This is a genomic window from Pseudarthrobacter sp. NCCP-2145, from assembly GCF_023708005.1.
In the GTDB taxonomy this organism is placed as follows: Bacteria; Actinomycetota; Actinomycetes; order Actinomycetales; family Micrococcaceae; genus Arthrobacter; species Arthrobacter oxydans.
In genome coordinates this window covers 41,360-58,576 of record NZ_BRCG01000024.1, presented here as the reverse complement: position 1 = coordinate 58,576, position 17,217 = coordinate 41,360, and the positions used below count along the sequence as shown (strand labels likewise).

The 17,217-nt window shown below is 65.9% G+C and carries 14 protein-coding genes; 6 read left to right on the top strand and 8 right to left on the bottom strand.

Features of this window, described 5'->3' with window-relative positions:
• Positions 1-225: 225 nt before the first annotated feature.
• Complete coding sequence (gene gluQRS / locus NFU08_RS17825; protein ID WP_251425044.1) at positions 226-1,107, top strand: tRNA glutamyl-Q(34) synthetase GluQRS; 882 nt, start codon at positions 226-228, stop codon at positions 1,105-1,107.
• Positions 1,108-1,116: 9 nt separating this feature from the next.
• Entirely contained in the window at positions 1,117-1,791 is a 675-nt protein-coding gene (locus NFU08_RS17820) for an HD domain-containing protein (RefSeq protein WP_251425041.1), read from the top strand.
• Here NFU08_RS17820 and NFU08_RS17815 read toward each other — a convergent pair.
• The 3 genes from NFU08_RS17815 to NFU08_RS17805 all read right to left on the bottom strand — a co-directional run bounded on the left by NFU08_RS17815 (position 1,769) and on the right by NFU08_RS17805 (position 5,479).
• Entirely contained in the window at positions 1,769-3,025 is a 1,257-nt protein-coding gene (locus NFU08_RS17815; RefSeq protein WP_251425038.1) for a low temperature requirement protein A, read from the bottom strand. The two genes, NFU08_RS17820 and NFU08_RS17815, sit on opposite strands and share 23 nt — an antisense overlap.
• A gap of 45 nt (positions 3,026-3,070) precedes the next feature.
• Positions 3,071-4,393, bottom strand: coding sequence for an ATP-binding protein (locus NFU08_RS17810; protein ID WP_251425035.1), 1,323 nt, complete (start codon positions 4,391-4,393; stop codon positions 3,071-3,073).
• Between the two features lie 138 nt (positions 4,394-4,531).
• Positions 4,532-5,479 (bottom strand): L-lactate dehydrogenase, encoded by a 948-nt coding sequence (locus NFU08_RS17805; RefSeq protein WP_251425032.1) that lies wholly within the window; start codon positions 5,477-5,479, stop codon positions 4,532-4,534.
• Between the two features lie 166 nt (positions 5,480-5,645).
• Here NFU08_RS17805 and ggt point away from each other — a divergent pair, with 166 nt between their 5' ends.
• Entirely contained in the window at positions 5,646-7,505 is a 1,860-nt protein-coding gene (gene ggt / locus NFU08_RS17800) for a gamma-glutamyltransferase (RefSeq protein ID WP_251425029.1), read from the top strand.
• A 95-nt stretch (positions 7,506-7,600) separates the two neighbouring features.
• Here ggt and NFU08_RS17795 read toward each other — a convergent pair whose 3' ends face one another.
• Genes NFU08_RS17795 through NFU08_RS17780 form a run of 4 tightly spaced genes read right to left on the bottom strand, consistent with a single transcriptional unit; the run spans position 7,601 to position 12,394 of the window.
• Positions 7,601-9,115, bottom strand: coding sequence for an amino acid permease (locus NFU08_RS17795; protein WP_251425026.1), 1,515 nt, complete (start codon positions 9,113-9,115; stop codon positions 7,601-7,603).
• A 33-nt stretch (positions 9,116-9,148) separates the two neighbouring features.
• Positions 9,149-10,588: an aspartate ammonia-lyase gene (locus NFU08_RS17790; protein ID WP_251425023.1), complete on the bottom strand. Its 1,440-nt coding sequence runs from the start codon at positions 10,586-10,588 to the stop codon at positions 9,149-9,151.
• 6 nt (positions 10,589-10,594) lie between these two features.
• Positions 10,595-11,665, bottom strand: a complete 1,071-nt coding sequence (locus NFU08_RS17785) for an asparaginase (protein WP_251425020.1) — start codon at positions 11,663-11,665, stop codon at positions 10,595-10,597.
• Positions 11,666-11,692: 27 nt separating this feature from the next.
• Entirely contained in the window at positions 11,693-12,394 is a 702-nt protein-coding gene (locus tag NFU08_RS17780; protein ID WP_251425017.1) for a FadR/GntR family transcriptional regulator, read from the bottom strand.
• Between the two features lie 79 nt (positions 12,395-12,473).
• Between NFU08_RS17780 and NFU08_RS17775 the strand changes: the two genes are divergently transcribed.
• Positions 12,474-13,067: a class I SAM-dependent methyltransferase gene (locus NFU08_RS17775; protein WP_251425015.1), complete on the top strand. Its 594-nt coding sequence runs from the start codon at positions 12,474-12,476 to the stop codon at positions 13,065-13,067.
• Here NFU08_RS17775 and NFU08_RS17770 read toward each other — a convergent pair.
• A complete protein-coding gene (locus NFU08_RS17770) occupies positions 13,064-16,462 on the bottom strand; it encodes a DEAD/DEAH box helicase family protein (RefSeq protein WP_251425012.1) in 3,399 nt (1,132 codons plus the stop codon). The two genes, NFU08_RS17775 and NFU08_RS17770, sit on opposite strands and share 4 nt — an antisense overlap.
• A gap of 108 nt (positions 16,463-16,570) precedes the next feature.
• Here NFU08_RS17770 and NFU08_RS17765 point away from each other — a divergent pair, with 108 nt between their 5' ends.
• Complete coding sequence (locus tag NFU08_RS17765; RefSeq protein WP_251425009.1) at positions 16,571-16,840, top strand: type II toxin-antitoxin system Phd/YefM family antitoxin; 270 nt, start codon at positions 16,571-16,573, stop codon at positions 16,838-16,840.
• Entirely contained in the window at positions 16,837-17,217 is a 381-nt protein-coding gene (locus tag NFU08_RS17760) for a PIN domain-containing protein (protein ID WP_251425006.1), read from the top strand. The genes NFU08_RS17765 and NFU08_RS17760 overlap by 4 nt, the downstream gene beginning before the upstream one ends.

The following is a 17,217-nucleotide window of genomic DNA, read 5'->3' as shown; positions in this document are numbered from 1 at the left end:
GCTACCGCTGATCCCGCAGGCTCACAGGCTACCGGCACACCACCCGGAAACTGGACACCGCTTCCCGCAAGGAGGCTGCCCTGATTGACTCTTGTTCACACCATGGTCTTTCTGTAAACACGGCAAGGGCCCCTGAACTACCGGCGTCGGATGTCCGAAGTCATCGGTAGCTGAGGGGCCCTTGTGTTGTCCCCGGGCGCCGCGTCCCGCGCATAGTGTTGAACCATGAATTCCGCCGGCCGCTTCGCCCCGAGTCCTTCCGGGGAGCTCCACGTAGGAAACCTGCGCACGGCAATCCTCGCGTGGCTGTTTGCCCGCTCCACCGGCCGGACGTTCCTGCTCCGCGTGGAGGACCTTGACCGCGCCCGGTCCGGCGCAGAGGCCGGGCAGCTGAGGGACCTGCAGGCCGTAGGGGTCACCTGGGACGGCGACGTGGTGCGCCAGACCGCCCGCGGTCCACTGTATGCCGGGGCGATCTCGCGGCTGGAGGCGGCAGGCCTCACCTATGAGTGCTTCTGTACCAGGCGCGAAATCCAGGAGGCTCCGTCCGCCCCGCACGCGCCGCAGGGTGCCTACCCCGGAACGTGCCGGAACCTCGATACCGCTGAACTGGAGTTCAAGCGTTCCACCAGGCCGGCCGCCATCCGGCTCCGCGCTGACACGGCCGAGTACACCGTGCGGGACCTCCTGCACGGAAGATTCACCGGCGTGGTGGACGACTTCGTGCTGCGCCGCAATGACGGTGTCACCGCCTACAACCTCGCAGTGGTCGTGGACGACGCCGAGCAAGGCATCGACCAGGTGGTGCGCGGCGACGATCTTCTGCCGTCCACCCCGCGGCAGGCCTACCTGGCATCCCTGCTGGGTATTCCTTCTCCGGAATATGCGCATGTTCCCCTGGTGGTGAACAGCGACGGCGCCCGCCTGGCAAAGCGCGACGGAGCGGTGACGCTCCGGGACCTCGCGGACGCGGGGAGTCCCCCCGCTGCCGTACGGGACCGGCTGCTGGAATCGCTGGGGCTGCCGGCAGGGCCGCTAGGGAACGCCCTGGCTGCGTTCGAGCCGGATGCCCTGCCGAGGGAGCCCTGGGTGTGGGGCGGCCCGTAGGCTTAGGGCATGTCAGACCAGCATGCTGCGGAGCAGACCCCGGCGCCCTCATTCACCGTAGAGACCGCAAAGGTCCTTGCCGAGGTGGCCCACAACCGCCAGAAGGACAAGCTGAAAAGGCCCTACAAGGACCACGTCCTCGCCGTGGGGGACGCGCTGGCCGACTTTGACGACGACATCCGGATCGCCGGCTACCTGCACGACATTGCCGAGGACACCCCCATGACCCGGCAGGCCCTGCTGGACATGGGTGTATCGGAGCGGGCCGTGGAAATCATCGAACGGGTCACCAACCGGCTGCACAGCAACCCGGACGATTACCAGGCAGGGATCCGCGAGATCGCCGAGGACCATGACGCCGCCCTGGTCAAGATCGCGGACAACGCGCACAACTCGCTGCCTGAGCGCGTCCAGGCGCTGGCGGACAAGTGGCCGGACAGGCCGCCTGTCACCAAGTACCGGGACGCCCGCCCGGTGCTGTACGCCGCCGTCGAGGTTGAGGAGATCCGGAAGATCCTGGCCCGCGTGAATCCGTGGCTGCTGGAGGAACTGGATGACCGGTTGGACGAGGAGGACACCACGGACTACGAGACCCTGTCCTACGACGACGGCGTTCCTGCCGCCCCGGAGGGGGATGCTGCCGGCAGTGAGGCTCCCGGAGCTACCTCGCCCGGGGAGCGGTAGCTGCTTCCAGCCTCTGCAGCGCAAGATGCAGCCGGCCGGACCCGCGGCGTTCATCGATCACGATGGAGGCACCGAGCGCCAGCACAATGACCAGAAGGCAGACGGGGACCGATGCGCCCGCCGCAGCCAGGCCGACTGAAGCGGCCATGGCGGCCAGCACGCCGCCGGCGACCGTGATCACCGTGCGGTCCGGGCCCACCATGATGCTGTACAGCCACGTCACGGAGCCCTTGAACAGTGCTACCGGAATGGCGATGCTGGCCACCGCCGCGGCTGCGCTGATGTGGGCTTCGTGGTCAATGTAGTACGCGGCCACGTGCAGGCCCGCGCCGGTGGCCGCAATGGCGGCGAAGATGGGGATATGGCCGTAGCCAAAGAGGAAGGACCGGTGCCGGCGCAGGTGCAGGGCCCGTCCGGCCGGCAGCATGAAGTAGATCCACCACATGGCAAATGCCAGAGCCGTCCCGCCGAAACCCACCAGCGCCGCGTCGACGCTCCAGCCGTGGTTGGCCACGATGGCCCGGAGTGTCTCGATGGCGCCGATCAGGCATTCACCGAGGGCAATGATGGCCAGCAGGCCGTACCGTTCAGCGATGTGGTGCGCGTGCCAGGGTGTCCTGGTTTTCCGTTCGGCGGCGAAGGGGGTGGCCATTTCGAGGACGATCAGCGGCGCAATCATGATGAGCGTGGTGGGCACGTCAGCCTCGATCACGGCCACCGCGATCCACCCCAGCTGCACCAGCGCGAGATACCGCGCGTAGCGGAGGCACGTTTCACGGCGGGCCGGGTCCTGCCGGGCTGCCCTGAGCCACTGGGATACCAGGGCGAGCCGCATCACCACGTAGCCGCCCACCATCACCGCGTTGTCCACATGGTCGCCCTCCACCAGCGAGTGGAACATGGGCTCGATCCCCATTGCCAGGACCAGGACCCCCACGATCTGGATCATGGTGACCACGCGGAAGATCCAGTCGTCCGTGTCATAGGCGCTGGCGAACCAGGTGAAGTTGATCCATGCCCAGATCACGGCGAACATCGCGAAGGAGAAGCCCAGCAGCCCGGCCAGGACGTGGGCTTCCGCGATTTCGTGGGCGAGCTGGCTGCCGGCAACCCCAAAGGCGATGACAAAGGTCAGGTCGAAGAAGAGTTCAAGCGGAGTGGCGGCCCGGTGTGCCTCGTGCGGGTCTCGGCCGCCCATGCGCGCCATGGCATGACGGAGGGGATTGGAGGACATGGGTCAAAGATTACGCCCCGCTGATCCCGCCCCGAAAGTTACCTCCTAGACGCGGCCCAGGGCGTCGATGTCCTCCAGGAACTCCTGGTGCACTTCGGCACTGACGGTGGTCCGGGTGTCGGCGATGGCGTCCAGGTAGTCCTCGGTGGACGGGCCCTTCCGCACCGCCCCGCGGACGGAAAGCGCGCCTCCGGAGCCCGGCCCGCCGTCGTCCTTGCCGTAGACCACGTTCTCCAGCGCCCGCTGGGAGGCACTACGGGCTGCATACTCAATGTCTGCCGGGGAAAATCCCTCGGTCCGCTCCACGAGCAGTTCCACGTCCACGGTGTCCACCACGGGCGCGGGAATGAAACGCTGCCACATGGCTTCGCGGGCCTGCCGGTCCGGCAGTCCGATCGGGATGACGTAGTCGAACCGGCCATGGCGCAGGAAGGCCGAGTCCAGGGCGCGGATGAAGTTGGTGGCGCAGACCAGCAGGCGGCCGGGCTGCTCGCGGAAGGCCGGGATGATCTTGAGCAGCTCGTTGGTGACGCCCTGCAGCGGGGACGGCGGCTCACCGGAGCGCTGGGACGCGATCTCCTCCACCTCATCGATGAACACCACGGCGTGCTCAAGTTCGGCGATCTCCAGGAACGTCTCCCGCAGTGCCCCGGCCAGGCCCTGCGGGTCGGCCGCGAGCCGGGACGGGAATACCTCCACAAACGGCCATTCCAGCCTGGACGCGATGGCTTTGGCGAAGGTGGTCTTGCCGGTGCCGGGCGGGCCGAAAAGGACGACGGCGCGCGGCGGCACCACGCCGAACTCGTCAGCGAGGTCCGCTTCGGCGAGCGGAAGGACCAGGCGGCGTTCCAGCAGTTCCTTTTCCTTGCGCATGCCTGCCACGTTTTCCCAGAGGTCCCGGGCCAGGACGCGTCCGCCGAGCTGTCCGAGCGCGCCGAGCTCCTGCCGCTGGACGGGGATGGTGCGCTCGAAGTAGCGCAGGTTCTTCTTCAGGGCGAATCCCCGGCTGAGGAACGCCTCCACCCGGGTTTCGGACTCCGGCATGAGGGCTGAGAGCTTGTTGAGGCCGTGGGGTGCCATGCGGTTTTCGACGGCGGCGAGCAGCGAGGTGCCGATCCCGCGGCCGCGGTATTCGGGCAGCGTGGCAAGGAAGACGATCCAGCCCTGGTCGTGGGCGGCGCGTCCGACGGCGGCCCCCACCACCTGCTCGCCCTGCACCGCCACCACGGCGTGGTCCTTCTCGCAGGAAGCCAGTACTTCGGAGAGGGCGTAGACGGGTTCCACGTTGCTTGCCTTGAGGCTTTCCCAGAGGTGCAGGATGCCGTCCAGGTCCGCAGAGTGGAAATCCCTGATGCGCCAGTTGGTCATGGGTCTACTCCTGTGGTGGTTCTTCGTTGAACAGTTAGAGCAGCGGTGTGCAGCGCTCTGCTGAGCATATGCGAACCGCGGCGGCCCGGGGGTTGCGGGGGCGTTGCATGACGGCCGGCCGCGCGCCGGCGAAGGTTCTCAGATGCCCAGGGTGCCCAGCGTGTGCCGCAGGGTGTCGGCGGAATGCTGCAGGGCTGCCAGCTCGCCGTCGTCCATGGGCATTTCCAGGACGGTGTGGACGCCGCCGCGCCCCACGACGCTCGGCAGGGAGAGGGCCACCCCGGAAATTCCGTGCTGTCCGTCCAGCACCGTGGACACCGGCAGCACCGCTTTGTCATCGCGGAGCAGGGCTTCCACGATGCGTGCGCCGGAGAGGCCGATTGCGTAATTGGTTGCACCCTTGCCGGCGATGACCTTATACGCCGCCTGCGTCACTTCGCGTGCCGTCTCGGCCAGGTATTCGGGGGTGAAGACGCGCTCCCCGTCCACCGTCCAGTCGCGGACCGGGATGGGTCCGATGGTTGCCGTGGACCACACGGGGAACTCGGTGTCCCCGTGCTCGCCCACGATGCTGGCGTGGACGCTGGGCACGGCCACTCCCGCCCGGCGGGCCAGCAGCCAGCGCAGCCGGGAGGTGTCCAGGACCGTGCCGGAGGAAAAGATACGCCCCGCCGGGAGCCCGGAGATCTTCTGCGCTGCAACGGTGAGCACGTCGCAGGGGTTGGTGACCAGGACGTAGACCGCGTCCGGGGCGTGCTTGAGGAGCCGGGGCATAAGCTCTTCCAGGATCCGCACGTTGGTTCCGGCGAGGTCCAGCCGGGTCTGTCCGGGCGCCTGCTTGGCTCCGGCCGTGATGACCACGACGTCGGCGCCCTCCGTCACGGCGATGTCGCCGCCGCCGGTCATGGACGCAGCGGCGGCAGCGAACTGGGTGCCGTGGGCGAGGTCCAGCACTTCGGCGTCAGCCTTGGCAGCATTGACGTCGAACAGGGCGATGTTGCTGGCCGAACCACGGATCAGGGCAGCGTACGCAAGGGAACTTCCCACACTCCCGGCTCCCACCACGGCGAGTTTGGATCCTGACATGAGGTACCTCGATTCCCCGGGCCGATCGGGGCCCGTGTTGGTGGTGCAACTCCCGGCAGTGGCTTTCATGCTACCGAGGCAGCAGGGGCAGGCGGGAGCGTTGAGTGTCCATTCCGGGAGGAGTAGCGTGTGATTCACCTCACCCGCACCCCTTTCAGGAGCTACCATGCCATATCTGGGACGCCGGTTCGCTGCGGTCACTGCAGCGCTGGCGATGAGCGTGACAACCGGTGCCTTATCCAGCCCGGCATCTGCCGACTCGGGGCAGGACGGCGAGACCAAAAAGACCCCAGTAGCCAAGGGTTACGGCGGTGCCGTCAGTACCGTCGACCTGGACGCATCCGCGGCCGCCATCGAGGTCCTCCGCAAGGGAGGGAACGCTGTGGACGCTGCCGTTGCCGCCGCGGCAACACTGGGCGTTACCGAGCCGTACAGCGCCGGGATCGGGGGCGGCGGCTACTTCGTGTACTACGACGCCAAGAAGGAGAAGGTCAGTACCATCGACGGCCGCGAGACTGCTCCCGCGGCGATGCCGACGGATGCGTTCATCGACCCGGCCACCAAGGAGCCTTACCCGTTCAGGAAGCAGGCCACGAGCGGAATCTCCGTAGGCGTTCCAGGCACCCCAGCAACATGGGAGCGCGCCTTGGAGCGCTGGGGCAGCATGAGCCTTGCCGAAACGCTGGAGCCGGCGATCGATGTTGCCGAGCGGGGCTTTGTTGTTGATGGAACGTTCCGGCAGCAGACGCTTGAAAACAAGGACCGGTTCCTGCCCTTTGAAGCAACAAGGAAGCTATTCCTGCCCGGGCCGGATAATGATGCTCCTGCCGTGGGATCTGTTTTCACCAATGAGGACATTGCCGACACCTACGAGCACTTGGGGAAGCATGGGATGGACGCTTTCTACGAGGGCAAGCTGGCCGAAGAAATCGTGGCCACCGTCAGGAATGCGCCCTCGTCCACTGATCCCACGACGCTGCCCGGTCCCGCCGGGGTTATGACAGCCGAAGACCTTGACGATTACAAGGCCCTGGACCAGAAACCAACCCATGTGAACTACCGCGGCTTTGACGTCTACGGAATGGCGCCCTCCAGCAGCGGCGGCACCACCGTGGGAGAGGCGCTGAACATCCTGGAGGTCTTCGACCTTCCCGATGTGAAGGAAGACCGGCCAGCCGTCCTGCACCACTACCTTGAGGCGACTGCGCTGGCGTTCGCCGACCGCGGCAAGTACGTGGGGGATCCTGCCTTCGTCAAGGTTCCCACCAGGAAACTCCTGGATCCGGTCTTCGGCAAGGAGAGGGCCTGCGAAATCGACCCGCTCACGGCAGCAAAAAAGCCTGTGGCTGCAGGTGACGCAGGTGATTACGACGGCACCTGCGACCGTGAGCCCGCCGCACTCGCCGATGAGAAGGACACCGAGAACATCAACACCACCAACCTCACCGTCTCGGACAAATGGGGCAACGTGGTGGAATACACCCTGACCATCGAGCAGACCGGCGGATCCGGCATTGTGGTCCCGGGCCGCGGCTTCATCCTGAACAACGAGCTGACCGATTTCTCGCCGGTCTACAGCGAGGAAGACCCGAACCGGATCCAGCCCGGCAAGCGGCCGCGGTCTTCCATGTCACCCACCATCGTGCTCAAGGATGACGAGCCGTTCCTGGCCTTGGGTTCTCCGGGCGGTTCCACCATCATCACAACGGTGCTGCAGACGCTGATCAACCGCATCGACCTCGGCATGACCATCGAGGAGGCGCTCGCCGCCCCGCGCGCGTCCCAGCGGAACACCGCGAATGTTACGGCAGAGCAGGCCTTCATCGACGCGCCGTATGGAAAGGACCTTGCCACACGGTACGGCCACAACTTCACCCCTGCCGGCACCCCCGGAACCTCTGCTGCCGAAATCGGCGCGGCGACGGCCATCGAGTTCAGCGAGGACGGGAAGAAGGCCACTGCCGTGGCCGAGCCGACGCGCCGCGGGGGCGGCTCGGCCCTGGTGGTCGAACCTTCGCGCAAGTAGCCAACGCCGGACCTTTCGTTAAACCCCGACGGCGGCACCCTAGGTTCTGCAGCTTCAGAACCTAGGGTGCCGCCGTCGGGCGTTAGGGAGAGGTGTTACTTCTTGAAGGTTGCTGCTGGTGGGTTGGCGATGACGGGGGAGAGTCCGGTGTGGCCTTCGCGGGTTTGGGCGATGTCGCGGATGCGGGTGCGGCAGGCGTACCAGCCGGCGATCATGAGGGCGGAGGCGATGGCGGTGACGAGCATGGTGAGGGGGGAGTCGATGAAGACCATGGTGAGGACGCCGGCGAGGAAGAGCAGGGAGAGGTAGCCGGTGTAGGGGGCGCCGATCATGCGGAAGGAGGGGCGTTCCAGCCAGCCTTTGTCTGCCCAGCGTTTGAGTTGCAGCTGGCATAGGACGATGGTGGCCCAGGTCATGATGATGCCGACGGAGGCGACGTTGAGGACGATTTCGAAGGCCTGGGCGGGGACGAGGTAGTTCAGGGGGACGCCGAGGAGGGACACGCCGGCGGTGATGGCGATCCCGCCGTAGGGGACGCCGGCTTTGTTCATGCGGGAGGCGAAGCGGGGTGCTGAGCCGTTGACGGACATGGAGCGCAGGATCCGGCCGGTGGAGTAGAGCCCGGCGTTGAGGGAGGACAGGGCGGCGGTGAGGACGACGAGGTTCATGATGACGTCCACGCCCTGGATGCCGATGGAGCCGAAGAAGGTCACGAAGGGGCTGACGCCTTTTTCGTAGGAGGTGTAGGGCAGCAGCAGGGCCAGGAGGATCACGGAGCCGACGTAGAACACGGCGATGCGGAAGACGACGGAGTTGATGGCTTTGGGCATGATCTTTTCCGGGTTTTCGGTTTCGCCCGCGGCGGTGCCGACGAGTTCGATGGAGGCGTAGGCGAACAGGACGCCCTGCATGAGGATGATCATGGGCAGCAGGCCGTTGGGGAAGATCCCGCCGTTGTCTGAGAGCAGGCTCAGGCCGACCTGTTGGCCGTCCACGGGGGTGCCGAAGATGACGAAGTAGGTGCCGACGACGAGGAAGATGACCAGGGCGGCGACTTTGATCAGGGCGAACCAGAATTCCATTTCGCCGAAGACCTTGACCGAGACGAGGTTCAGGGCGAGGACGACGACGAGGGCGGTCAGGGCCCAGGCCCATTGCGGGACCGCTGCCATCCAGGGGATGTAGTTGCCGAAGAAGTTCATGTAGAGCGCGGCGGCGGTGATGTCCACGATGGTGGTGGTGGCCCAGTTGATCCAGTAGAACCAGCCGGAGACGAACGCGGCTTTTTCGCCGAAGAATTCGCGGGCGTAGGAGACAAACGAGCCTGAGGAGGGCCGGTGCAGGACCAGTTCGCCCAGGGCGCGGAGGATCAGGAACGCGAAGAACCCGCACACGGCGTAGGCGATCACCAGGGACGGGCCCGCGGCGTTGAGCCGGCCGCCGGCGCCGAGGAACAGGCCGGTACCGATCGCGCCGCCGATCGCGATCATCTGGATCTGCCGGGGCTTCAAATTCTTGTGGTAGCCCTTGTCCTCGGCATGCAGCGCCGACTCAGAAGCATGGGCATGACCACCGTCAATAACGTGGTCCGGGAGCGTGGGATTAGACATGGGGGTCCTAGGGGTATCCGTTGGCATGGGGGATTACTTGCTCAGGTTGGCCAGGCGCTCAGGGCTGAGGAGTTCCTGGAGCTGCGTGTTGGTGAGGAGTCCGTGTTCCAGGACGAGTTCGGCCACGCCCTTGCCGGTTGCCAGTGCTTCCTTGGCGATGGCGGTGGCGGTGGCATAGCCCAGATGGGGATTGAGGGCTGTGACCAGGCCGATTGACTGCTCCACCGTGCGGCGGAGGTGCTCGGTGTTCGCGGTGATGCCCCGGATGCAGCGCGCCGTCAGGGTGCGGCAGGCGGCTTCCAGGTGGGAGATGCTCTTGTGGAGGCTGTGGACGATGACCGGCTCGAACGCGTTCAGCTGGAGCTGCCCGGCTTCGGCCGCCATGGTGATGGTGACGTCGTTTCCGATGACCTCGTAGGCCACCTGGCTGACCACTTCCGGGATCACCGGGTTGATCTTGCCGGGCATGATGGACGAGCCGGACTGGACGGCCGGCAGGTTGATTTCGCCGAAGCCGGCGCGCGGTCCGGAGGAGAGCAGGCGCAGGTCGTTGCAGATCTTGGAGAGCTTCACGGCCACCCGCTTGAGCACGCCGGAGAGGTGCACGAAGGCGCCAACGTCCTGGGTGGCCTCGATCAGGTCGGGCGCGGTCACCAGCGGCAGGCCGGTCACTTCGGCGAGGTGCCGGCAGGCAGCTTCCGCATAGCCTGCGGGTGCGTTCAGGCCGGTGCCGATGGCGGTGGCGCCGAGGTTGATCTCGTGGATGAGCAGATCGGCTTCAGCCAGGCGGAGGCGGTCCTCGCCGATGGTGATGGCGTAGCTGCCGAACTCCTGCCCCAGGGTCATGGGCACCGCGTCCTGCAGTTGGGTGCGGCCCATCTTTACCACTGTGCGGAACTCCACCGCCTTGGCTGCGCAGGCTTCCTCCAGTTCAGCCAGGGCATCCAGCAGTTCCCGCGCGGCGAAGATGGTGCCCAGCTTCACCGCGGTGGGGTAGACGTCGTTGGTGGACTGGCTGAGGTTCACATGGTCGTTGGGGTGCAGGCGGGCGTAGTCGCCCTTGGGGTGGCCAAGGATTTCGAGGGCGCGGTTGGCAATGACCTCGTTGGCGTTCATGTTCGACGACGTCCCGGCGCCGCCCTGGATGACGTCCACCACGAACTGGTCGGCGAGTTGGCCGTCGAGCACGTCCTGGCAGGCCTGCTCAATGGCGTCCGAGCGTTCCGCGTCCAGCAGGCCCAGTTCCCGGTTGGTGCGGGCGGCGGCCAGCTTGACCGCAGCGAGTCCACGGACAAGGTGCATGTTGGAGGACAGCTTCTGGCCGGTGATGGGGAAGTTTTCCACGGCCCGGAGCGTGTGCACGCCCCAGTAGGCGCCGGCGGGGATGTCGCGGTCGCCGAGCAGGTCGTGCTCGGACCGGGTGTGCGCAGGGGCGGTTCCTGCTGCGGAGGCTGGTGTATCGATGATGGTCATGTGTCCTTACGGGGCTTCGTTGACGGGTGCGGACGGGAAAGTGTGGGTCAGGAAATCGGTGGCCTGCAGCAGGCCCACGTGCTGGCCGCCGCCCAGGACGGGCGCCGTTCCAAGGCCGGCGAGCGTTGCGGTGTCCACGCCCAGCGCCTCCAGCAGCCGGATGGTGGCGGGCATGCGGGCGCGGTCGCCGCCGTCGGAAATCTTCACGGCTGCCGAGCGGCCGTCCGCAAGACCAACCAGCTGGACGCCTTCAAAGCCGTCCTTCGCCACCGCGCCCGGGAGCAGGCGCATCAGCTCGGTGACGTCACGGCCTTCCCCCGCCACCATGTCCGGGTGCTGCTGCATGGCCAGGCCGACGGCGGCTTCCGCACCCAGCGGGGCCGGGCCGCCGTCATCGTTACCGCCGCTGTTGTCCGCGGCGGCGCGGGCAATCGCACCGAAGGCGCGGGCCATGCCCGGCAGGGTCAGGGCATACAGGGGAGTGCCGCAGCCGTCGGTGCTGAGGGCGAGGGGTTCGTCGCCGGTGAGCTCGGTGACGGTGGCGGCCACGAGCCGCTGCAGCGGGTGCGAGGGATCCAGGTAGCCCTTGACCGGCCAGCCGTTGATGGTGCAGGTGGCAACCATGGCGGCGTGTTTGCCCGAGCAGTTCTGGGTGAGCTGGGTGGAACGGCCCCCGTTGCGCAGCCATTCCTCCTGTTCGGCCGGGCCGTAGGGGAGGTCCCTGCTGTTCTCGAAATCGCTGACGCTGAGTCCGTGCAGTTCCAGGATCCGCAGGGCTCCCTGACGGTGCTTTGCGCCGCCGGAGTGGCTCGCGGCAGCCAGGGCCAGGAGGTCCGCGGGAAGTTCGAGTCCGGCCCGGACCATGGCCACGGCCTGCAGCGGCTTGAGCGAGGACCGGGGATAGAACGGTGCAAGCGGATCGCCCGCGGCGGCCACTGTGGTGCCGTCAGCATCCAGCGCGATGGCCGACCCGTAGTGGATGCTTTCTACAACCCCGTCGCGGGTGGCGGCGACCAGGGGCGTGTGCTGCGGGAGGGCGGCAGCGCTGAGGGCAGGCGAAAGGGCAGGGGAAAGCATGGGTTCCTTGGCTGGGTGGGGGCGGGGCTAGGTATTGAGGATGGAATCGAGGGCCAGGCCCACGGCGTGCAGGTGGTGGGCCATCGCGGCGCGCGCATCCTCGGGGGAGCCGGCCTCGATGGCGGCGAGGATGTCCCGGTGTTCGGTGTCCGAGGCGTGCTGCCTGTCCGCCACCATGTTCAGGGTTTCGGACTGGTGGGCCAGGGCGCCGCGGATGTCCGCCACCACGCTGGCAAACACCCGGTTGCCGCTGGCCCGGGCGATCGCTGCATGGAAGCTGGAATCCAGGGCAACCCAGGATTCGGGATCGGTTTCGGTGCGCATGGCGGCAACGAGGTGGCGGAGAGTTTCCAGCTCCCCGTCACTGCGCCGCTCCGCAGCCAGGCCGGCTGCGGGAACCTCGATGTGGGGCCGCGCTTCCGTGAGGTCCCGTGCTGAGTACTGGCCGAGGGCGAGGTCGTTGGCCACCTTATCCGCCACGACGAACGTGCCTTTGCCCGTTTTGGTGACGGTCAGGCCCAGGGCCGTGCAGGAGCGGAGGGCCTCGCGGATCACCGAGCGGCTTACCCCGTACTGCTGGGAGAGCGTGGACTCGGAGCTGAGCTTGCTGCCAACGGGAACGGCGCCGGACTCGATGTCCTGTCGGATCGCATTGAAGACCGCTTCGGCGGCGCTGAGCCGGGCGAGGGGTGCAGGCTGTCCTGCTGTCCGGCTGTCTGACAGGTTCACGCTTTAAATATGGCAGGGGTCACACGCGGTGTCAATATTGTTCTCCTTAGCGAGCGCGGTATGTGCCAGACTGGCCCGCATGACTGATGCAGTGCGCCGCTACTGGAACAGCCAGGCAGGGAACTTCGATGTTGAAGCGGACCATGGGCTTGTTGACCCCACCGTCCGGCAGGCGTGGAAAGAGTTGCTGCTGCCGCTGATGCCTTCGCCGGGATGCGACGTGGCGGATCTTGGCTGTGGCACAGGCAGCCTTTCCCTGCTGCTGGGCGAGGCCGGACATCAGGTCTGGGGTATGGACCTGTCCGAGCAGATGGTGGCCAGGGCGCGGACCAAGCTGGCGGATGCGGGCGTGTCCGCTGAGTTCGTCGTGGGTGACGCATCGGTGCCGCCGCGCGCCCGTGGCTCTGCCGATGTTGTCCTTGCCCGCCATGTGTTGTGGGCCCTCCCAAAACCTGACGCTGCGTTGGCTCGATGGGCCGGACTGCTGCGTGGTTCGGGCACCATGATCCTCGTGGAGGGGCTGTGGGGAACTGGCGCGGGAATTCCTGCGGACCGCTGCCTCGAACTGGTTCGCTCCCACCGTAAAAATGCCACCGTAACAATGCTGACGGACCCTGCATTGTGGGGCCGGGAGATCAGTGACGAGCGCTATGTTGTTGTCAGTACGGCCTAGCTTACGCGGGCGTTGTCCTCAATGGAGCGCAGGATGCCGAACAGTTTCACAACGCCGTCGTCACCGAACAGCACGTCCGGCCCGGATGGCGCGAGCTCGTTGTAGGGCGAGTCGAAAAGGGCAGCGGGATTGACCTTGCCGTTTTCCACCAGATGGTTGGTCAGGACCTGGAGGAAGTCGAGCTGCTGGGCTGTCAGGGTTGTCCCGGCAACAAATTCCCGGAGCGCTTCCTCTACTGCGTCCCGGTCCAGGCCCACCAGCGACCGCACATACAGGCCAAGACCCTCAGCCGCGGCCCTGTCGAGGTCCTCCCGCGAACCGAGGCCACTTTCCAGCAGGATGCGTTCCAGCTCTGAGAGATCCAAGGCAGTGAGCTGCCTGTTCCGGCGCAGGCGCTGGATGGCGGCGTGGTCCTGATGGTCGGCCAGGTACAGCCGGATCTTCTCACGGTACCGGGCCAGGTCGATGTGGCCATTGGACGCCCCGGCGAGGTCGATCTCTTCAAGCTCGCCGAGCTCGTCCAGGAAGTTGGTGTAGACAACGTTCCGCTTGCGTTTCTCGATCAGGTGCACAAGTTCGCGGAGCCGCAACCTCATCTCCTCCAGCCACTCCGCTGACACGGACTCCCACTCGGCGTCGTCCAGGATGGCCTCGATCAGTGGCAGCTGCGCCGCGATGGCTGGAACGTTCGGCTGATCCTGCAGTGCGGAGGCTACGGCCTGTACTTTCTTGCGGAACGCGTCCAGGGGTTTGCCCTGCAGCGCCGCCAGTTCGGTTTGCAGCAGAAGGTAGTCGAAGCGCTTGGCTTCCTCCGTGTCCGGCAGTGCGCCGATGGGGGCGAGACGGGCCACTTCCGCCTCGAGGGCGTCAAAGTCCTCGGCACCCAGGGAGTCCCAGGCGGATGGTTCGGCAAATTTGTCCACCCACTTGCGGACGGGCTTGACCAGGAAATTCTCCAGCGGCAGCCTGCCCACGGTGTTCTTCAGCGAGTCCCGCAGCTCAACAACGAAGGGCGAAGTGGAATCCCAGGCGAGGTCCGCCGTCGTACGCAGCAAGCGGACGCGCGTTGCGAAGGTGCTCTCGGCGAGGGACTTGCCCAGGGATCCTTCGTTGCCGGGCATCCCGGCGTTGAAGTATTCGGCGTTGCGGCAGAGGTCGAAGATGAAGAAGTCCTTCTTGTCTTCGCCGGGGCCGAAGAGGTCCGGGCAGAGGCGCGTGCCGCGTCCCACCATCTGCCAGAACTTGGTCTTGGACCGGACCATCTTGAAGAAGACCAGGTTGACCGCCTCGGGGACATCGATGCCGGTGTCAAGCATGTCCACGGAGATGGCGATGTGCGGGTTGCTGTCGCGGCGCGAGAAATCGTCGATGAGGGTCTGCGCGTAGTTGACCTGGTAGGTCACGACGCGGGCGAAGTGGCCTTTGAGGTGCGGGTAGTTTTTGTCGAAGCGCTCGGCGATGTAGTCGGCGTGCCGGTTGTTCTTGGCGAAGATGATGGTCTTGCCCAGCCGGTCGCCGCCCGCCACCTTGTGGCCGTGCGTCATCAGCACTTCGAGCGCTTTGTCCACGGTGTCGGTGTTGAAGAGCCAGGAATTGACGACGGCGGGATCGACGGATTCGGGGATCTCGCCGTCCTCGTTCCAGTCGAGCTCGTCCCACTGCTCCTTTTCGTGCTCGGGGAGGTCGTCGTAGGCGATGCCTTCGTAGGGGAACTTCAGCGGCACGGGCACCACGCGGGGCGGGACAAGGTAGCCGGCCTCGATGGCCTCGTTGAGCTCGTAGGCGAACGTGGGGACGTTGTCCTCGATGCCGAACAGGCTGTAGGTATTGCGGTCCACTTCCGACTGGGGAGTGGCGGTGAGTCCGATCAGAAGCGAGTCGAAGTAGTCGAAGATCGCCTTGTACTTCTGGTAGATGGACCGGTGGGCTTCGTCCACGATGATGAGGTCGTAGTGGCCGATCCCGAACCGCCGCTGGCCCAGCCGGCCCTCTGTTTTGTTGATGAGGTTCATCATGGTGGGGTAGGTGGCCACGTGGATGCGGCTGTCCGCCTCCTCGCCGGAGCCCAGGATGACGGGGCCGGAACCGGGAAGGTGGGTTTTGAACGCGTTGGCTGCCTGTTTCACCAGGGCAACGCGGTCCGCCAGGAACAGGACGCGCTTGGCCCAGTTGGCTTCCTGCAGCAGTTTGGTGAGTGCGACGACGGTGCGCGTCTTTCCCGTTCCTGTCGCCATGACCACCAGGGCCTTGCGTTCGTAGTCGTTCTCGTAGGCTTCGGTGACGGCGCGGATGGCGTTGTGCTGGTACGGCCGCTCGACGATTTCGTCATCGATCTGCTGCTGCGCCAGCGGTTTCCGGGTCTGCCGGCGGTTGATGAGGAGCTGCAGCTGGTCCCGGGTGTGGAACCCCTGGACGGTCCGCTCCGGGTACATGGTGTCGTCCCAGATCCACGTCTCGTAGCCCGAGGTGTAATAAATGATGGGCCGCCTGTTGTACCGGCGCTCCAGGCAGTCGGCATACAGCTTCGCCTGCTGCTTGCCCACGTGCGGGTCCTTGGTGGTCCGCTTCGCTTCGACGACGGCCAGCGGCAGCCCGTCCGCGCCCCAGAGGACGTAGTCAACGTAGCCGGTGCCGCTCAAGGTGCCGCTGTTGGTGGGCATGGTGTCCACCTTGAACTCACGGTCTTCGGTGTTAGTGAGCGGCCACCCGGCTTCGTTCAGGTCCCAGTCAATAAGATGTTTCCGGGTCAGTGCCTCGTCATAGTCGTGCTGGTCCGGGACCGCTTGGTTCTGCTGCTTGGTGGCGGCGATTTCGGCCCGCAGCTGCGCCAGCTGGGCGGCGAGGTCCGCCGATTCGGCCGCAGCCTTGGCCAGGGCCTCGTCCTTGGCCTTGAGCTCCTCCTCCAGTTTCTGGAGGGCCTCGGGGGAGTGCTGCTGGGCGGGAGGCGCGCTCGCCGGAGCGAGGTGGCCGGAGTCAAACGCCAGCGACGGCGGCAGCTGGCTGCCGTTCTTCGCGTAGTTCCGCGCCAGCCAGTAGCAGACGTGATGCAGTTCGCGGAGGACGATTTCCGCGCCCTGGACGGTGGGGTTGACCGGGTTGTGGACGGCGTTGTTGCCGGCCTTCCGGATGATGGTGAGCTTGCTGCCGATGGTGCTGCCCACAAGGCCTTTAAACGCAGGCTCGTTGAGCAGGGCGTTGAGGTCGTCTTTATACGGGAGGACCAGGGCAGTCTCAACCCTGTAGAGCCAATCGACGAGCCGCTCAACCGTGTACCGGGAATAGAACATGGAAGCGCGGGGGTCCACGCGGGCGAACTTCTCTGCCCTGCGGGCATGCTGTGCCAGATCCGGCCAATCAGCCAGCAGAAAGCCGAAGTTGCTGTTGACTACCCCCACTATTTGACCCCCGTCACTGCCACGCCGCGTATGGGCACTAGTCAACCACGCGAAAGCGGCCGTCCAGTACTTGTAGAACAAAGACTACTTCGGGAATACACTGCACGTATGGACAAGGTGGGCGTTCGGGAACTCAAGCAAAACCCCAGGGCTGTCATCGAGCGCGTTGAGCATGGAGCCAGCGTGGAGATCACCCTGCAGGGGCGAGCTGTGGCCAGGATGTCTCCCATTACGCACCGCAGGAAGTGGACGCCCGCTGCCGACGTTGCCCGGGCTCTTGAACTGGCCGGGCTTGGTGCGGACCAGACCGGCTGGCTGGAGGAGCACCACGAATCCAGGGATGCTGATCCGTTGGTGGATCCGTGGGAGACGCGGTGATCCTCCTTGATACGAACATCCTGATCAGCCCGCCGGCGGAGTGGCCGGAAGGTGAGGTGCTGGGGTCAAGCATTATTTCGCTGGCGGAGCTGCATTTCGGCATCCGTTCCTCCGCTTCCGAGGAGATCCGGAGGCAGCGCGTACGCCGCCTCGCCGTTTGGCGGGAGCTGATGGACTGGCTCCTTTTTGATGAGCCTGCGGCGGAGAGTTATGGGGAGCTGGCGGCAAAAGTCCGCTCGCTTCGGCCGCAGCATGCCAGGAGCAAGGACATCATGATCGCAGCGCAGGCCCACTCGTTGGGGATTCCCTTGATGACGCGGAACGCCAAAGACTTCGAACTGGTCAGCGACGTCGTGGAGATCCTTGGCGTAAGTTGA

What these genes read in the sequence shown, in the direction of transcription:
- gluQRS (WP_251425044.1), top strand. Translation starts at nt 226, where the DNA reads ATGAATTCCGCCGGCCGCTTCGCCCCGAGTCCTTCCGGGGAGCTCCAC.
- NFU08_RS17820 (WP_251425041.1), top strand. Translation starts at nt 1,117, where the DNA reads ATGTCAGACCAGCATGCTGCGGAGCAGACCCCGGCGCCCTCATTCACC.
- NFU08_RS17815 (WP_251425038.1), bottom strand. Translation starts at nt 3,025, where the DNA reads ATGTCCTCCAATCCCCTCCGTCATGCCATGGCGCGCATGGGCGGCCGA.
- NFU08_RS17810 (WP_251425035.1), bottom strand. Translation starts at nt 4,393, where the DNA reads ATGACCAACTGGCGCATCAGGGATTTCCACTCTGCGGACCTGGACGGC.
- NFU08_RS17805 (WP_251425032.1), bottom strand. Translation starts at nt 5,479, where the DNA reads ATGTCAGGATCCAAACTCGCCGTGGTGGGAGCCGGGAGTGTGGGAAGT.
- ggt (WP_251425029.1), top strand. Translation starts at nt 5,646, where the DNA reads ATGCCATATCTGGGACGCCGGTTCGCTGCGGTCACTGCAGCGCTGGCG.
- NFU08_RS17795 (WP_251425026.1), bottom strand. Translation starts at nt 9,115, where the DNA reads ATGTCTAATCCCACGCTCCCGGACCACGTTATTGACGGTGGTCATGCC.
- NFU08_RS17790 (WP_251425023.1), bottom strand. Translation starts at nt 10,588, where the DNA reads ATGACCATCATCGATACACCAGCCTCCGCAGCAGGAACCGCCCCTGCG.
- NFU08_RS17785 (WP_251425020.1), bottom strand. Translation starts at nt 11,665, where the DNA reads ATGCTTTCCCCTGCCCTTTCGCCTGCCCTCAGCGCTGCCGCCCTCCCG.
- NFU08_RS17775 (WP_251425015.1), top strand. Translation starts at nt 12,474, where the DNA reads ATGACTGATGCAGTGCGCCGCTACTGGAACAGCCAGGCAGGGAACTTC.
- NFU08_RS17765 (WP_251425009.1), top strand. Translation starts at nt 16,571, where the DNA reads ATGGACAAGGTGGGCGTTCGGGAACTCAAGCAAAACCCCAGGGCTGTC.